The sequence below is a fragment of the Kitasatospora sp. NPDC056446 genome, assembly GCF_042796115.1.
GTDB lineage: Bacteria > Actinomycetota > Actinomycetes > Streptomycetales > Streptomycetaceae > Kitasatospora.
Genome location: NZ_JBHTRF010000038.1, coordinates 1 through 16,412, shown reverse-complemented (window position 1 = coordinate 16,412; position 16,412 = coordinate 1). Strand labels below are relative to the sequence as shown.

General features: G+C 73.7%; 15 protein-coding genes. 6 read left to right on the top strand and 9 right to left on the bottom strand.

Annotated elements, in window-relative coordinates:
- Window positions 1-23: 23 nt before the first annotated feature.
- A complete protein-coding gene (locus tag ACFQ6N_RS23260) occupies window positions 24-959 on the bottom strand; it encodes a menaquinone biosynthetic enzyme MqnA/MqnD family protein (protein ID WP_380652285.1) in 936 nt (311 codons plus the stop codon).
- A gap of 410 nt (window positions 960-1,369) precedes the next feature.
- Between ACFQ6N_RS23260 and ACFQ6N_RS23255 the strand changes: the two genes are divergently transcribed.
- Window positions 1,370-1,573, top strand: a complete 204-nt coding sequence (locus ACFQ6N_RS23255) for a cold-shock protein (protein ID WP_189920031.1) — start codon at window positions 1,370-1,372, stop codon at window positions 1,571-1,573.
- A gap of 294 nt (window positions 1,574-1,867) precedes the next feature.
- Here ACFQ6N_RS23255 and ACFQ6N_RS23250 read toward each other — a convergent pair whose 3' ends face one another.
- Complete coding sequence (locus ACFQ6N_RS23250) at window positions 1,868-3,199, bottom strand: dicarboxylate/amino acid:cation symporter (protein ID WP_380652136.1); 1,332 nt, start codon at window positions 3,197-3,199, stop codon at window positions 1,868-1,870.
- A gap of 472 nt (window positions 3,200-3,671) precedes the next feature.
- Between ACFQ6N_RS23250 and ACFQ6N_RS23245 the strand changes: the two genes are divergently transcribed.
- Window positions 3,672-4,886 carry an MFS transporter gene (locus tag ACFQ6N_RS23245; RefSeq protein WP_380652133.1) on the top strand — a complete coding sequence of 405 codons (1,215 nt, stop codon included), beginning with the start codon at window positions 3,672-3,674 and terminating at the stop codon, window positions 4,884-4,886.
- 128 nt (window positions 4,887-5,014) lie between these two features.
- On the opposite strand, the gene ACFQ6N_RS23240 is transcribed toward ACFQ6N_RS23245, so the two are convergent.
- From ACFQ6N_RS23240 to ACFQ6N_RS23225, 4 genes are all read right to left on the bottom strand, one after another.
- Window positions 5,015-6,052 (bottom strand): LacI family DNA-binding transcriptional regulator, encoded by a 1,038-nt coding sequence (locus ACFQ6N_RS23240; RefSeq protein ID WP_380652130.1) that lies wholly within the window; start codon window positions 6,050-6,052, stop codon window positions 5,015-5,017.
- Between the two features lie 157 nt (window positions 6,053-6,209).
- Window positions 6,210-6,554, bottom strand: a complete 345-nt coding sequence (locus ACFQ6N_RS23235; protein ID WP_380652126.1) for a DUF4229 domain-containing protein — start codon at window positions 6,552-6,554, stop codon at window positions 6,210-6,212.
- A 243-nt stretch (window positions 6,555-6,797) separates the two neighbouring features.
- Window positions 6,798-7,325 carry a GNAT family N-acetyltransferase gene (locus tag ACFQ6N_RS23230; RefSeq protein WP_380652123.1) on the bottom strand — a complete coding sequence of 176 codons (528 nt, stop codon included), beginning with the start codon at window positions 7,323-7,325 and terminating at the stop codon, window positions 6,798-6,800.
- Window positions 7,326-7,334: 9 nt separating this feature from the next.
- Entirely contained in the window at window positions 7,335-8,741 is a 1,407-nt protein-coding gene (locus ACFQ6N_RS23225; protein WP_380652120.1) for an MFS transporter, read from the bottom strand.
- A gap of 120 nt (window positions 8,742-8,861) precedes the next feature.
- Between ACFQ6N_RS23225 and ACFQ6N_RS23220 the strand changes: the two genes are divergently transcribed.
- Complete coding sequence (locus tag ACFQ6N_RS23220) at window positions 8,862-9,833, top strand: GlxA family transcriptional regulator (RefSeq protein ID WP_380652117.1); 972 nt, start codon at window positions 8,862-8,864, stop codon at window positions 9,831-9,833.
- A 461-nt stretch (window positions 9,834-10,294) separates the two neighbouring features.
- On the opposite strand, the gene ACFQ6N_RS23215 is transcribed toward ACFQ6N_RS23220, so the two are convergent.
- Window positions 10,295-10,771, bottom strand: a complete 477-nt coding sequence (locus ACFQ6N_RS23215; RefSeq protein ID WP_380652114.1) for an ATP-binding protein — start codon at window positions 10,769-10,771, stop codon at window positions 10,295-10,297.
- Window positions 10,772-11,431: 660 nt separating this feature from the next.
- Between ACFQ6N_RS23215 and ACFQ6N_RS23210 the strand changes: the two genes are divergently transcribed.
- Entirely contained in the window at window positions 11,432-12,043 is a 612-nt protein-coding gene (locus tag ACFQ6N_RS23210) for a sigma-70 family RNA polymerase sigma factor (protein WP_380652111.1), read from the top strand.
- Window positions 12,040-13,320 carry a zf-HC2 domain-containing protein gene (locus ACFQ6N_RS23205; RefSeq protein ID WP_380652108.1) on the top strand — a complete coding sequence of 427 codons (1,281 nt, stop codon included), beginning with the start codon at window positions 12,040-12,042 and terminating at the stop codon, window positions 13,318-13,320. Before ACFQ6N_RS23210 ends, ACFQ6N_RS23205 begins: the two co-directional genes overlap by 4 nt.
- Before the next feature lie 27 nt (window positions 13,321-13,347).
- Here the strand turns inward: ACFQ6N_RS23205 and purU are convergent, their stop codons facing one another.
- Complete coding sequence (gene purU / locus ACFQ6N_RS23200) at window positions 13,348-14,214, bottom strand: formyltetrahydrofolate deformylase (protein ID WP_380652105.1); 867 nt, start codon at window positions 14,212-14,214, stop codon at window positions 13,348-13,350.
- 164 nt (window positions 14,215-14,378) lie between these two features.
- Window positions 14,379-14,894: a hypothetical protein gene (locus tag ACFQ6N_RS23195; RefSeq protein WP_380652102.1), complete on the bottom strand. Its 516-nt coding sequence runs from the start codon at window positions 14,892-14,894 to the stop codon at window positions 14,379-14,381.
- A 173-nt stretch (window positions 14,895-15,067) separates the two neighbouring features.
- Between ACFQ6N_RS23195 and ACFQ6N_RS23190 the strand changes: the two genes are divergently transcribed.
- The gene (locus ACFQ6N_RS23190; protein ID WP_380652099.1) at window positions 15,068-16,369 is read left to right on the top strand and encodes an ABC transporter substrate-binding protein; all 1,302 of its coding nucleotides are present in this window, start codon (window positions 15,068-15,070) and stop codon (window positions 16,367-16,369) included.
- Window positions 16,370-16,412: the final 43 nt, after the last annotated feature.

Here is a 16,412-nt window from a genome sequence, read left to right as displayed (position 1 = left end):
GCCCACCGCCACCCGGCGCCCGCTCAGCCCAGCGGTAGCTCCGCGGGCTCCAGCGGCAGCCCCGCGGGCTCCAACGGCGGCTCCAGCGGCAGCTCCACCGGCTCCAGCAGCCGCACCGCCACGTCCGGCGCGAACCCGCTGTCGTGTGCGACCCGCCGGGCGAACTCGGCGACGCCGGCCAACTGGCGCTCCCCGAGGGAGAAGTCGAGCGCCTCGCTGAAGTACCGCTCCAGCACGTCCGCCCCGAAGGCCTCCCAGCGGGCGGCCTGCTCGGCGACCTTGGCGGCCTCCACCAGCGACAGGTCGCGGGACTCCAGGAAGGCCCGGTGCACGGCCGCGGTCAGCTCCGGGCTCCGCTCGGCGAACTCGCGGCGCACCGCCCAGACGGCGAAGACGAACGGCAGGCCGGTCCACTCCTTCCACATCTCGCCGAGGTCGTGGACGGTCAGCCCGAGGTCGGCGGCCTGGCCGAGGTAGGCGCGCAGTGCCGGGTCGCCGATCAGGACGGCGGCGTCGGCCTCGGCGAGCATCGCGCCGAGGTCCGGCGGGCAGCTGAAGTAGTCCGGGCGGACGCCCTCGCGCTCCTCCAGGAGCAGCCGGGCGAGCCGGACCGAGGTGCGGCTGGTGGAGCCGAGGGCGACCCGGCGGCCGTCGAGGTCGGCGAGCGGCACCTTGCTCACGATCAGGCAGGACATCACCGGGCCGTCGCTGCCGACGGCGATGTCGGGCAGGACCAGCAGCTCGTCGGCGTTGCGCAGGTACTCCACGCAGGTGATCGGACCGATGTCCAGGGCCCCGCCGACGAGCTGGTCGCTCAGCTTCTCCGGGGTGTCCTTGGTGAGGTCCAGGTCGAGCAGATTGCCGGTCCTGGCGAGTCCCCAGTAGAGGGGAACGCAGTTCAGGAACTGAATATGGCCGACCCGGGGCCTGAGCGGGGTGTTCTCCTGGGGCTCCCGCATCCGCGCGTCCGGTGTTTGTGCGTCCGGTGCTGCCACTGCGCCGCTCCCTTGCTGTTCGTACGCCTCCCCGCAGCGTATGCCCGCTGCTCAGGACGGCTCGCACCGGCCACCCGACACGCCCTCGCGCGCCCCCAACACGCCTACCCACGCCCGCTTCCGGCCTTCCGACACGCACCTCCGGAGCCGTAAGTGACCTCTGGTCGTCACAGCGACCGCATGCTAGCGTTGCCCTCAGTTGCAGTTTGATTCCCCTTGCAGTACTTGAAGCCTGCGGAGCATGTAACCGCAGGCTTTTTGTAGTTTTTCAGCAATATCGAAAAACTTCGGACTCGTCCGGAGGCAGGGCGATCAGCGCAGCGGACAGGGGGCCACACGGTGTGGTCCCCGACTCGCATCGCAAGGAGAACGGCATGGCTCAGGGAACCGTCAAGTGGTTCAACGCTGAGAAGGGCTTCGGCTTCATCGCCCAGGAGGGCGGCGGCCCCGACGTCTTCGTTCACTACTCCGCCATCAACGCGAACGGCTTCCGTTCGCTGGAGGAGAACCAGACGGTCACCTTCGACGTCACCCAGGGCCCGAAGGGCCCGCAGGCGGAGAACGTCACCGCTGTCTGACCATCCTCTGATGATCTGATCGCTCGGGACCCCGATGGGTCCGCCGGCGGCTCCCGACAGCCGTCACCATGAGCACAGGAGCAGTACCCAAGGGGGCCCGCCCATCGGTGGGCCCCCTGCCTTTTCCCGACCGGCGGCGCGCAGCCACGACACGCAGCCACCACGCCCGGGGCGCAGCACACCGCCGCAGCACACAGCCACACCACACCGCCGCAGCACGCGAGGGCCCTCCCCCGGCGAACCGGGAGAGGGCCCTCGCGTCAGCTCCGGAGCGACTCCGAAGCGGCGCCGGGATCAGGCGGCGGCAGCGCCCGGAACGACCCGGGACGGGGCGTCCGTGTCGTACAGGTCGCCCGAGGGGTTGTTGTACGCGGCGACGTCGAGGATCTTCTCCCGCGCGGCGACGACGACCGGCACCAGGACCTGCCCGGCGACGTTGGTCGCGGTGCGCATCATGTCCAGGATCGGGTCGATGGCGAGCAGCAGGCCGACGCCCTCCAGCGGCAGGCCCAGGGTGGACAGGGTGAGCGTCAGCATGACGATCGCGCCGGTGAGGCCCGCGGTGGCGGCCGAGCCGACCACCGAGACGAACGCGATCAGGATGTAGTCCTTGATGCCGAGCTCGATGTTGTAGACCTGGGCGACGAAGATCGCGGCGATCGCCGGGTAGATCGCGGCGCAGCCGTCCATCTTGGTGGTGGCGCCGAACGGCACCGAGAAGGACGCGTACTCGCTGGGGACGCCGAGGCGCTCGGTGACGCGGCGGGTGACCGGCAGGGTGCCGACCGAGGAGCGCGAGACGAAGGCCAGCTGGATCGCGGGCCAGGCGCCCTTGAAGAAGTGCAGCGGGTTGAGGCCCGCGGCGAAGCGCAGCACCAGCGAGTAGACGACGAAGAGGACCAGCGCGCAGCCGACGTAGATGTCGAGGGTCAGCGTGGCGAAGGGCTTGAGCAGGTCCCAGCCGTACTTGGCGACGGACTTGCCGATCAGGCCGAGGGTGCCGAGCGGGGAGAGCCGGATGACCCACCACAGCGCGGTCTGGGTGAGCTCCAGCACGGACTCGCTGAGCTTGAGGACCGGCTCGGCCTTGGCGCCGAGCTTGATGACCGCGGCACCGACCACGACCGCCATGAAGACGATCTGCAGCACGTTCACCTTGGCGAAGGCGTCGACGATGTTGGTCGGGAAGATCCCGGTGATGAAGTCGATCCAGGTGCCCTTGGAGTCGAGCGCCTTGAGGCCCTCGGTCTTGAGGTTGGTGCCCTTGCCGGGGTTGGTCAGCAGGCCCAGGCCCAGGCCGATGCCGACCGCGATCAGCGAGGTGATCATGAACCAGAGCAGCGTGCGGGTGGCCAGCCGGGCCGCGTTGGTGACGTTGCGCAGGTTGGCGACGCTCACCACGATCGCGGTGAACACCAGCGGCGGGACGGCCAGCTTGAGCAGCTGGACGAAGATCTTGCCGATGGTCTCCAGGGTGGTGGCCAGCCAGGAGATGTCGGCGGCCCGGGCCAGGTAGCCGAGGCCGACGCCGAACACGAGGCCGGCGACGATCTGCACCCAGAACGGGGTCTTGCGGATGCGGGTGAGCACGGACGGCGACGAGGTCGCCTCGGGCGCTGTGGACATGGGGGTGCGTCTCCGGGGGAGGGCGGTGCTGAACGGGGGCGTGAGGCGGAGCAGGCGGCACGGCGGGGGCCGGACGGAAGAGGTCGGGACCCCCGGGTCAGGGGCGTGCCGCCGCGGTACAGCTCATGGCAGTACAGCTCGTGGCGCGACAACGGCGCGGGCTGTCCACAGCGCCGGTCAGAGCGCACGAACGGGCGGCTCCGGGCAGGGGGCCCGGTCCGTGCGTCCGCAGTGCGTCTGAGGCTGTCATGGCCGACACGTTAGCAGTAAAGGTTTGAGATGTTCAAAGTACTTGTTTGAGATGGCCGGAAGTCCCCACCCCTCCGCATCCCGCTTCGGAGCCGAACTCCGGGCACGAACGAAGCTGACGCCCCATCAGTTCGAACCGATGGCCCGATTGACCGCTGAGCAGTTATACGTATAACCTTGACGACGTCCCCGCCCCCGCCTGCCCAGACCGGAGAAGACGCCGATGGGCTACCTCGCCCTGCTCCGCGCCCCACACGTCACCCGCCTGCTCCTCGGCACCCTGCTCGGCCGCCTGCCCGCCGGCATGACCGCCCTGGTGATCGCCCTCGCCCTGCGCGAGGCCGGCGCGCCGTACGGGCGGATCGGGCTGGCCACCGCCGCGTACGCGATCTCCGCGGCCGTCGGCGGACCGGTGCTCGGACGGATCGTGGACCGCACCGGGCAGCCGCGCGTCCTGCTCGCCTCCGCCGTGGTGGCCGGCGGCGGGTACGCGCTGCTCGCCCTCGCCCCCGCCTCCCCGCTCGCCGCCCCCATCGGCGCCGCGATCGCCGGACTCGCCATGCCCCCGCTGGAGCCCTGCCTGCGCTCGCTCTGGCCGGAGGTCGTCGAGGAGAAGCAGCTCGACACCGCCTACGCCTTCGACTCGGCCTCCCAGCAGATCCTCTACGTCGCCGGGCCGCTGGCCGTCGCCGGGATCGCCGGCCTCTTCAGCCCGGTCGCCGCGCTCTGGGTGGCCGCCGGGCTCGGCCTGGCCGGCGCGCTGATCGTCGCCACCACGGCACCCGCCAAGGCCTGGCGCGCCCCGGTCCGCGAGCACTCGGCCGGCCTGCTCGGGCCGCTGCGCTCCCCCGGCCTGGTGCTGCTGCTGGTCGGACTGGCCGGCGCCGGCTGGACGGTCGGCGCGCAGAACGTGCTGTTCATCGCCTACGCCGAGCGCCACACCGGCGCGCTGCCCGGCGGCGCGGGCACCCTGCTGGCACTGGCCGCGCTCGGCGGACTGCTCGGCGCGCTCGGCTACGGCGCGGTCAAGTGGCGCAGCAGCACCGCGACCCGCACCTGGGTGATGGCGGCCGCGATGGCCGCCTCCTACCTGCCACTGCTCACCCTGCCCGGTCCCTACCCGATGGCCGCGCTGGCCTTCCTGTCCGGCATCGTGCTGGCCCCGCTGCTGGCGGCGGCCTTCGTCCTGGTCGCCGAACTGGCGCCGACCGGCACCGTCACCGAGGCCTTCGCCTGGCTGGTGACGCTGTTCGCCACCGGCAACTCGCTCGGCTACGCGGTCTCCGGCAGCCTCGCCGAGGACTCGCTGCGCCCGGTCGCACTGTGCGCGGCCGGCGGGATCGCGCTCGGGGCGCTGCTGCTGTTCGGCGCCCGGCGCTGGTTCCACACCGCGCCGGCCGTCACGGCCCGACCGGCCCAGCCCGTCCCGGTGGGCTGAACCGCAGCGCCGACGCGGTGGGCCGCCCCGGCCGAACCGGCCACCCCGGCCGGCCCACCCCCGTGAACGACTGCGCCCGCCGGCGGTCTGGCCGGCGGGCGCGGTCCCGTCCCTCCGCCCACGGGCGGTCAGCCCGCCGGGGCCGTGCCCGCCCGCGCGGTGCCCGTCGCAGCCCCGCCCGCCGACGCCGTGGAGGAGCGCAGCACCAGCGACGTGGCCAGCGGCGCCACCGGCTCCACCCGCTCCCCGCGCAGCAGGCCCGCCAACGCGGCCGCGCCCGCCCGGCCGAGCTCCTCGCCCGGCAGGTCGACGGTGGTCAGCGGCGGGGCGAGCAGCGCGGCCACCGCGACGTTGTCCATGCCGACCACGGACAGGTCTTCCGGCACCCGCAACCCCAGCTCCGCGGCGGCCTGGTAGACCCCGGAGGCGACCACGTCGTCATCGCAGATCACCGCGCGCGGCCGGTCCGCCCGGGCCAGCATCCGACCCGCCACGGCGCGCGCGGCCCGGTGGCCGTCGTTCAGGCTCACGCCCGACTCCACGACGTCCAGGCCGAGTTCCCGGACCGCCTGCTCGAACGCGGCCTGCCGCACCCGGAAGGTGTACGCCGCGTGGGTGGAGCGCAGCCGGCCGATCCGGTGGTGGCCGAGAGCGGCCAGGTGCTCGACCGCCGCACGCATCCCGCCGGCCACGTCGAGCTCGACGGTCGGACGGGTGCGGTCGGTGCCCGGGTCGGCGTCCAGGAAGACGGCGGGGGTGTCGGCGGGCAGCCCGCCGAGCTGGCTGTCGTCCGGGGAGCAGATCAGCAGGCCGTCGAACCGGCCGGCGGTGGCGGCCTCGGCGAGGGTGTCACTCCCCCAGCCGGAACTCACCACGACCGCCAGGCCGTTGCGTCCGGCCTCGTCGTGGACTCCCTCCAACACCCGCCCGAAGAACGGGCCCTGGAGGTTCGGCACGGCGAGCAGGATCATCCCGCTGCGGCCCAGCCGCAGCTGCCGGCCGGCCGCCTGCGGGCGGTAGCCGAGACTTCCGGCCGCCTCCCGGACCCGCTGCCGGGTGGCCTCGGAGACCCGGCGGCCGGCCTCGGCGCCGGAGAAGACCAGGGACACCGTCGCCTGGGACACCCCGGCGAGCCGGGCCACGTCCCGCCCGGTGGGCCGGCGCACGGGGGCCGGCCAGGTCCCCGACGCGCCCTCGGCGGACGGCGGCCCGGACGGCTGTTCCGACGGACCCGCGCCGGACGGCTGTTCCGACGGCACGGAGTCTCGGGTGGCGGGCACGGGGGCTGCGGTCCGGGCTCGGTGGTCTGCGGTGGGGCCGGGGTCAGTTCTGACCGGCGGTCGCCGCGCGGGCGGCGTCGTCGGCGGCGTCCTCCTCGGCGTTCTGCGCGGCGATCCGCTCGGCCGTACGGCTGCGGACCCCGGAGAGCTTGCCGCTGAGCTGGGCCGACATCGCGTCGCGCTGCTTGCTCAGCAGCGCGTAGCTGAGCGGCGCGGAGGCGACCGCGGCCAGCAGGAAGAGGAAGATCATGCCGGCCTCGCCGCTGACCGGGATGATCCCGAAGTGCCCGAGCAGCAGGGCCACCAGCAGGCAACCCAGGAAGATGCTGACCCGCATGGAGGTGTAGCGGAGCGTGGCGTGCGACTTCTCCAGGCCGTTGCTGCTCACTGGAACACATCCTTCTTCTTGCGCGGGGACTGGGCGGGTCCTTGCGGGGCGGGCCCTCCAGTCAAGCATGCCTGACACCCGGCGCGCGGGAGGGCCCCTCCTGCGCGACGCCGGCCAAGGAGGTGGGCCCCTCCTGCCCGACGCCGGCCAAGGAGGTGGGCCCCTCCTGCCCGACGGCGGGCAAGGAGGGAAGGCCACCCGACCGGGCCGCACCGGCCGTACGGACCGGTGCCCGGGCCGTGCTCAGCGCAGGTCGAGCCACATGGTGATGTCGTCGCGGTCGTCCCCGGGGGCGACCCGGATCGCGGCCGGCACCCGGCCGACCTCCTGGTAGCCGCTGCGGGTGTAGAACCGCTCCAGTCCCAGGCCGCCGCGCGCGGTGAGCCGCAGCGACTCCAGGCCCCACTCCCGGGCCACCCGTTCGGCCTCGGCGAGCAGCGCGGCACCGTACCCGAGGCCCTGGCAGTCCGGGTGCACCATGACCCGCTTGAGCATCCGCCAGTGCTCCATGAGTTCGAAGCGCGTGGACGCGAAGAACAGCACGCCGACCAGCCGGCCGGTGTCGCCGTCGTGGGCGACCAGCAGCCGGTCCGGACCGTCCGGGCCGACCCCGCTGAACTGGCGGTCGGCGGTGTCCCACACCTCTTCCTCGGTGACCGGCGCCACGAAGCCGACCGCGCCGCCGGCATTGGTGACGTCGGTCCACAGCCGGACGATGTCCGTCCGCAGGTCGGGGTCGAGCTTCGGGTCCAGGGTGAAGTTGAGCGCCATGCCGGGAGCCTAGGCCTCCGCCCCGACAGCCTTCACGGCGACACCCGCTCCGCCCGGCCGACCGCCGCGGAGCGCCAGGCAGAGCCCGACCGCGACCGCGCACAGCGCGCCGGCGCCGTACCAGGTCAGGTCGTAGTTCCCGAGCGCGTCGCGGGCCAGGCCGGCCAGCCCGGCGACGACGGCCGCACCGATCTGGTGGCTGGCCAGGACCCAGCCGAAGACGATCGGGGCGTCCTCACCGAAGTGCCGGCGGCACAGTGCGACGGTCGGCGGGACGGTGGCGACCCAGTCCAGGCCGTAGAAGACCACGAAGGCGAGGATCGGCGGCTGCAGCGAGCCCGCCAGCAGCTGCGGGAGCAGCAGCAGGGACAGGCCGCGCAGCCCGTAGTAGGTGGTGAGCAGCACCCGGGAGTCGACCCGGTCGGTGAGCCAGCCGCTGAAGATGGTGCCGACCACGTCGAAGAGGCCGATCAGGGCGAGCAGGCTCGCGGCGGTGGTGACCGGCATGCCGTGGTCGTGCGCCGCCGGGATGAAGTGGGTGCCGACCAGGCCGGCGGTGGTGGCGCCGCAGATCGCGAAGGAGCCGGCCAGCAGCCAGAACGCCCGGGTGCGGGCGGCCTCCCGCAGCACCCGCAGCGAGCGGGCCAGGGCGCGGCCGTCGGTGATGGCCGGGGTGGTGGGCCGTTCCTCGGTCGCGCCGTACGGGAGCAGGCCGATGTCGGCGGGCCGTTCGCGCATCAGCAGCAGCACCGGGACCGCGACGGCGCTGGCCGCGAGCGAGACCACGACGACGGCCGAGCGCCAGCCGTGCTGCTCGACGAGCCAGGCGCCGACCGGCAGGAAGACCAGGTTGCCGGCCGCCCCGGCCGCGGTGAGGACCCCGGTGACCAGGCCCTGGCGGGCCTGGAACCAGCGGCCGGTGATGGTGGTGGCGAAGGCGCCGGCCATCGAGCCGCTGCCGAGTCCGACCAGCACGCCCCAGCAGAGCACCAGTTGCCACGGCTCGCGCATCAGCATGGTGAGCCCGGAGCCGACCGAGATGGTCAGCAGCGCGCAGACCACCACCAGGCGCACCCCGAACCGGTCCATCAGGGCGGCGGCGAAGGGGGCGGTGAGGCCGTAGAGGGTCAGGTTGACGGAGGTGGCCGCGGAGATCGTCCCGAGCGACCAGCCGAACTCGTTGTGCAGGGCGTCCATCATCAGGCTCGGCGTGGAGCGGAAGCCGGCCGAGCCGAGCAGGACCAGCAGGGAGACGCCGGCCACCACCCAGGCGTAGTGCACCCGGGGGCGCCCGGCCGGTGCGGGGACGGTCTGCTGGGGGACGGTCTGCTCGGAACCGGCCGGTCCGGAACCAGCCGGTCCGGAGTCGGCCGGTTCGGGGACGGGCGTGCGGTGGGGGGCGCTGCGTTCGGTCACCCGCACGAGTGTTCCGGGCCGCCGGGCCCCGGACGAGTGGCCTGAATGACAGCTTTCGCAAGAATCGGGCCACACCTCGGCGTACGCTGGCCCGGACCCGCCGACACCCGAGGGGACGACATGGCGCACCTGGTCGCGGTACTCGCCCTGGAGGGCGTGATCGCCTTCGAACTCGGCATCCCGGCCCGCATCTTCGGCGGCGCCAAGGACCCGGCCGGACGGCCCTTCTACGAGGTGGCCACCTGCACCCTGGACGGGCGGCCGGTCGGCACCAGCGCCGACTTCCGGGTCATGGTCGACCACGGGCCCGAACTGCTGGAACGCGCCGACACGGTGGTCGTCCCGGCCTCCGCCGACTCCGCCCCGGCCGTCGCCGACGCCTGCTTCACCCCGGCCCTGGCCTCCGCACTGGCCCGGATCCGGCCCGGTACCCGGCTGATGTCGATCTGCACCGGCTCCTTCGTGCTGGCCGCCGCCGGGCTGCTGGACGGCCGCCCGGCCACCACCCACTGGCGCTACACCGATCGCTTCGCCCGGCTGTTCCCCCGGGTGCGGCTCGATCCGGACGTGCTCTACACCGACGACGGCGACATCCTCACCTCCGGCGGGGTGGCCGCCGGGGTGGACCTCTGCCTGCACGTGGTCCGCCGCGACCACGGCAGCGCGGTGGCCAACGCGGTGGCCCGCAACTGCCTGGTGCCGCCGTGGCGCGAGGGCGGTCAGAAGCAGTACGTGGAGGCCCCGAGCCCGGTGGACGCCGACGACCTCGGCACCGCCGCGGTCCGGGCCTGGGCGCTGGAGCACCTGGACCAGCCGCTCGCGCTCAGCCGGCTCGCCGACCGGGCGGGGATGAGCGTACGGACCTTCACCCGGCGCTTCCGCGAGGAGACCGGGGCCAGTCCCGGCCAGTGGATCACCACCCAGCGCACCGAGCGGGCCCGTCAGTTGCTGGAGCGGACCGACCTGACGATCGACCAGGTCGCCCGGGAGTCCGGCTTCGGCACGGCGGCCTCGCTGCGCCTGCAACTGCGCGGCCGGCTCGACGTGGCCCCGAGCGCCTACCGGCGCACCTTCCGGGCGGCCCCCAGGTAGCCCGTCGCCGGCCGGTCGCGCCGTGATCAGTGGCCGGCCGACAGCGCCTGCCCAGCGGCCGGCCGGCAACGCCCGCCCCTCGATGGCCGGATCCCGACGCCCTGCGGGCGGCGCAGCGGACGGCGGCAGACCGTGCGCGCCCCGAGCACGACACGGCAGGCCGCCATCCGCCCGCGACGCGCGGGCCCTGAACCCGCGCCGCCCCCTCCGCACTCGCCGAGGAGCGGCCTGCGACCGGCAGTCCGCGGTTCCCTCGCTGACATGATCCCCCTGGACAGCGGTACCGCGGTGGTGGTCGGACGGCCCCTCGGCGTCCCCTCGCGACGGAGAGCCGCACCCAAGCGTGATCAGTCGGATACGTCACGTCAATGGGTAGTCCGAAATTCGGAATGGTTGCGTCACCTTTCGGCCGGTGATCGCCACCGGCCCCGGGCCGCCGCCGGGGCCGCCCGCGGAAGCCGCTATTGCGCCAAAGCCGCCCAGTCGACGTCCGCCAGCGGATCGGTGGGCCGGGCGTCGGTGCCGATCTCGCACCAGACCCGCTTGCCCGAGCCGTCCGGGTACCAACCCCAGCGCTCGCAGAGCAGCTCGACCAGTTCCAGGCCGCGCCCGTTGGTCGCGTCCTCGTCCGCTCCCGCGTGCCGCGGGGCCGGCGCGGACCGGCTCGCGTCGGCGACCTCCACCCGCAGTGAGCCGGCCGGCCCGGCCTCCTCCTGCGGCCCCTCGGCCACCGGCAGACAGAGCCTCAGCACGGCCGGACAGCCGGTGTGCACCACGGCGTTGGTCACCAGCTCCGAGACCACCAGCACCACCGTCTCGGCCATCGGCGCGTCCGGGTCGACGCCGTGGTTCAACAGCCGCGAGCGCACCCACCGGCGGGCCCGGCCGACCTCGGCGGGGTCCGCCTGGACCGCCAGCTGTACCTGAAGAACCTGCACCGCTCCACCACCCGCACTCGCAGTTCGGCCTAAGTCCCGATCGGGCCGGATCGTCCGGCCGACGGGCCCTCGCACTCCGCCCGGTGCCACCCGGGCCGCATCCGGGCGCTCGCCCGGTCCGTCCAGCCGCGTCCACTCGTCCGTGCCGACTCGCCGAGCGCCCACAGGCCGCGGCACGAATACGCCCCAGGATGAGCGGGCTGACGGACCGCAGCAAGCGCTTCGGGCATATTCCGGCGTTCGGGGGACAGGGCAGTGCATACTGTCCCGTTCACTCTCGCGAGCCTCGTACCGGCGCTCGTCCGGCCCGGGCCGACCCGCCGGTCCCGCAGTCGGGAACCTACCGCCGCCCGCCCCCGGCGCCCCGCCCGCCACTCGCGAACCACCCGTGCGACATATGTCCAACGGCTCTCGAACAAGCGGCGCCCGCCCGGCAGTCCCCCGGCAGTCCACCCGGGCGGGTCCCCTTGAACAATCCCCGGACGGTCCCGGGCGATCCCCGGACGGTCCCACCAACGGACCGTCGCACCATGTGAAGAACCGCGCCACGCCGACGATCCGCGAGGACGGGTTCCGTTCTTGCGGGATTCCACCCGCTCCGGACCGGCCGCAAGATACCGTTGGGTAAGCCAGCGACCCCGGGCAGGAGGGTGGTTCACGATGGCCACCCCGGAGCGGACCCCGCGCTGGGACGAGCAGTTGCAGCGTCGCCTCGCCCGTGGCGAGGAGACCGCGCTCGGCGAACTCTACGACCAGCTCGCGCCGATGGTGCACGGCCTGGCCGGGCGGATACTGGCCGACCAGGCCGCCGCCGTCCAGCTCACCCGGGAGATCTTCGCCCACGTCTGGGAGCACCCCGAGGACTTCGACCCCGCCCAGGGCACGCTGCGCTCCTGGCTCGGCGCGCTCACCCACCGCCGCGCGGTCGAACGGCTGCGGACCCGGCGGGCCGCCGAACTGGTGCCCGGCCACGACGTCCGGGGCGCCGAGGCAGAGGTCCGTGCCGAGGCAGAGGTCCGTGCCGAGGCCGAGATCCGCGCCGTGGCCACCGCCGCGCGCGTCCAGTACGTGGTCGACTCCCTGCCCCGGACCCTGCGTGAGACCATCGCCGTGACCTACTACGACGGCCGCACCTACCGGGAGACGGCCCGGCTGCTCGGCATCAGCGAGCAGGCCGCCAAGCAGCGGATGCGCCTCGGACTGGAGCTGCTGGCCACCGAACTGGCCGAGGAGCGGGCCCGCCAGGACGAAGCCGGGGACGGGGAGACGTGAGCAGCACTGAGGAGCAGCACGACGCCCTGCGCTCGCTGCTCGGCGCCTGGGCCCTCGGCGCCTGCCCGCCCCGCGAGGCCGCCGACCTGGAACAGCACCTGCGCGCCTGCCCGGAGTGCGCCGAGGAGGCCGCCCGGCTGCGCGACGCGGCCGGCTGGCTCTCCCTGGAGGAGCCGCTGGACCAGCCCGGCTCGCTGCGCCAGCAGGTGCTGGACTGGTGCCTGGCCCGGCGGCCGGCCGAACTCCCCGTCCCCGCCTGGGGGATGCCGTACACGGCGGAGACCGCCAAGCTCGACGCGCTGCTGCGCGACCTCGGCCCGGAGGAGTGGCAGGAGGTGGCCGAACTGCCGTGGCACGGCGGCACCGAGCGGCTGCGCCCGGCCGAGGTGCTGGGCCGTTTGACCGCCGTGGACGGCTTCCTGGCGCTCGCCCTCGGCCTGCCCGACCCGGTGCCGGCCGCTCCGGGCGCGCCCGCCGCGACGGCCGGACGACGGGTGCCGCCGCAGGATCCGACGGGGCCGCCGCCGGGGCCGCGCGTGCCGCCGCAGGGCGGCCGGTACACCGCGCTCACCTCCCGCACCGCCCGGATGCTCGCCGAGCAGAGCGCCCTGTCCCCGCAGTCGGTGCGCACCCGGTGGCGGCGGCAGACCCACGACCTGGTGCGCAGCGCCGCGCTCGCCCCGCAGGGCAACACCCCGGTCGACTTCGGCTTCGCCGTGCTGCCGCTGCGGGACGCCTTCGTGGACCGCGCCCTGGAGTGCTACGTGCACGGCGAGGACGTGGCCCGCGCGGTCGCCTACCCGTACGACCCGCCGGCGCCGCAGCACCTGCGGCAGATGGTGGAGCTGGTGGTCCGGCTGCTCCCCCGGGCGCTGGCCGGCCTGCGGGCCGCCCGTCCCGAGCACGCGGGGGCGCCGGCCGTGCCGGACGGCGGGGCCGGGGGCGCCCGTCGGCTCCGGCTGGTGGTCGACGGCCCGGCGAGCGGCGAGTGGCTGGTCCCGCTGGACGGCGTGACCGGGGTGACCGGCGTGAGCGGCCCGGTCGGTGTAAGCGGGACGAGTGGGACGAGTGGGACGGGCGGCCGGAGCGGCGCGAGCGGCCCGGACGCGGGGCCGCCCGGCGGGGAGCCGGTGGCCTCGATGGTGCTGAACGGCCTGGAGCTCTGCCGCTTGGCCGCCGCCCACCGAGACCCGGACCGGCTGCCGGTCGGCGAGCACGGGGACCGGGCCGCGATCCGCGAGGTGCTGCACGCGCTCCCGCTGCTGTCGCGCCCGTAGGCGCCGACAGCCGCCCTACGCCTACGCCTACGCGAAGACGACCGTACGGGTCCCGTCGAGCAGCACCCGGTGCTCGCTGTGCCACTTCACCGCACGGGCCAGCGCCTGGCACTCGACGTCCCGGCCGAGCGCGACCAGCTGGTCCGGGCTGACGTCGTGGGTGACCCGGGCCACCTCCTGCTCGATGATCGGGCCCTCGTCGAGGTCGGCCGTCACGTAGTGCGCGGTGGCACCGATCAGCTTCACGCCGCGGGCGTGCGCCTGGTGGTACGGCTTGGCGCCCTTGAAGCTCGGCAGGAAGGAGTGGTGGATGTTGATCACCCGGCCGGACAGCTCGGTGCACAGCCGGTCGGAGAGCACCTGCATGTAGCGGGCGAGCACGACCAGTTCGACCTGCTCGGCGGCGACCAGGTCCAGCAGCCGCCGCTCGGCCTCGGCCTTGGTGTCCTTGGTGACCGGGATGTGGTGGAAGGGGATGCCGTAGCTCTCGGTCAGGTCCTGGAGGTCGGTGTGGTTGGAGACCACCGCGGCGATCTCCACCGGCAGGGCGCCGATCCGGGTGCGGTAGAGCAGGTCGTTCAGGCAGTGCCCGAACTTGCTGACCAGCAGGACGATCCGCATCCGCCGGTCGGTCGGGTGGATCTGCCAGTCCATCGCGAACGAGGCCCCGATCGCGGCGAAGCTGGCCCGCAGCTTGTCGGCGGTGACCGGCTCGGGGGCGGAGAAGTGCACCCGCATGAAGAAGAGCCCGCTGTCGCCGTCCCCGAACTGCTGGCTGTCGATGATGTTGCAGCCGGTCATGAAGAGGTAGCTGGAGACGGCGTGGACGATGCCCTGCTTGTCGGGGCAGGACAGCGTGAGGACGTACTGGGCGCCGGCCGGCTGCTGTTCCACTGGGGGGTATCCCGTTCTGAGCTCGTGACGTGCGTGGACGGTCCAGCGTGTCACATCCCGGACAGCCCCCGCCCCGCTGCCCGTACTGCGGGACGGCACCGTCCGGCCGGGGACCGCTCCCCGGCGGGAGGGCACCGTCCGGCCGGACGGTGCCCTCCCGGGCGTCAGACCCGGGTGAGGATGCGCAGCACGTCCAGCGACTTGGGGAGCGCGTCCGGATCGTCCCCGTCGTTGGTCGCCAGCAGCACGTGCGCCTCGCGGGCGGCCCGGACGGCCTCCGGCCAGCCGGGGTGGCCGAGGTAGGCGGAGGCCGGGGCGTCCGCACCGACCTCGTGCAGCATCTGCACCGCGCGCAGCACCGCGACGTCGACCAGCGCGGCCTCGGCCGGGTCCCGCAGCATCGTGCCGATGTACTTCTCGGCGGACCACCGGTCCAGCCAGGTGTCCTCGACCAGCCGGTAGACGGCATCGGTCACGTCCCCGTAGCCCTCCCGGCCGGCCAGCCAGGCCTCCTGCTGGAAACCGGGGTCGGACAACATGTGCAGCGCCGAGCGCAGTCGGGCTCGCCAGCGCCACCAGGGCAGGTCGTTGAGCGGCATGCCGCCCATCGTGCTGGAGCGGTGGCCCGGACGAGAAGTGTTTCGGGCGGACCGGTGCGAAGAATCTGTGCTGGCGGACATGGTGAACGATCGTACGTTCCCTGTCTGTTCGTACTCCACTCCCGATCTACACGCGTACCCCTCCGGATTTCAGCCGTCGTTTGCCGACCGTTCGCATTTCGGCCCTCTCACCTTGCGGCGCCGGGGCTTGGCTGTGTCCGGTGCGCCGGAGTGCGCCCAGAGAGGGAAGATCGATGACCAGCCGAAGGGACTCGTTCCAGGACCGTCCCGCGATCGTCCGACGCCGCCGCCGACGCCCGATCGCCGCCGCCGCAACCGCGGCGGTACTGCTCCCCACCCTCTTCTCGGCCTCCGCGTGCGGCGGACCGGCCGATGCTTCCACCAGCGGCGCCGACCTGACCGTGATGACCTGGGCCCCGTCCGGAACCGGCACCGCCGACCGGCCGGGCATGACCGCGCTCGCCTCCGCGATCGGCCAGGACGTCAACACCAAGGGCGGACTGAACGGCCACCGACTGCGGGTGGTCACCTGCAACGAACACAACACCGCGGACGGCGCCCGCGCCTGCGCCCAGCAGGCGGTGGACGCCAAGGTGTCCGCCGTGATCGGCTCCTACAGCCAGTGGGGCGACGCCTTCATGCCGGTGCTGGAGCGCGCCGGCATCCCGCTGATCGGCGGCTACGGGCTCTCCCAGCCGGAGTTCACCAGCCCGCTGTCCTACCCGGTGGACGGCGGCATGCCGGCGCTGATCGCGGGCAACGGCCGCCAGTTGGTGGACGCGGGCTGCAAGACCGTGTCGCTGGTCCGCCCGGACACCCCGGCCGGCGACAACCTGCTCGGCTACCTGGGCACCGCCCTGCGGCCGGCCGGGGTCAGGCTGCTGGACGTCAAGGCGCCCGAGCAGTCCTCCGACTACACGCCGGTGGCCCGGAAGGCGCTCGGCAAGGACGAGCCGGGCAACTGCGTCACCAGCGCGCTGGCCGCCGAGCCGACCGGCAACCTGCTGGACTCCTACCGGCGGCTCAACCCGAAGAACACCCGGATCGCCTCGGTGATCGGCAGCGTCCAGCAGTCGGTGGTCGACTCCACCGGCGGGGACCCCGGCCCGCTCGGCGGCGCCTACGTCACCAGCTGGTACCCGCCCGAGTCGGCGAAGATCTGGGACGGGCTGCGGGCGGTGGTGCGCGCCGACACCACCGGCGGGAGCACCATCGACGTCTCCGACCCCGGGGTGCAGACCACCTGGGTCGCGTACGAGGTGTTCCGGATGGTGGCGCAGAAGCTGTCGGAGGCCGGCAAGCCGGTCACCCCGAAGGCGATCTCCGGGCTGCTGGACGCCGGCGAGGGCATCGACGTCGGGATCACCCCGCCGCTGAACTGGGGCACCACCAACATGCTGCCCAGCAGCGGCTCGCCGCGGCTGGTGAACACCTGGGTCACCTACCAGGTGGTCAGGAACGGCCGGATGACCCTGCAGCAGCCGGGGTTCGTGGACGTCCGCTGGGTGCTCACCGGGGGCCGCCCGCCGGCGTGACGCGCGGGGCGTGCCGGACACGCGAGCGGGGGCGGGCCCGGAC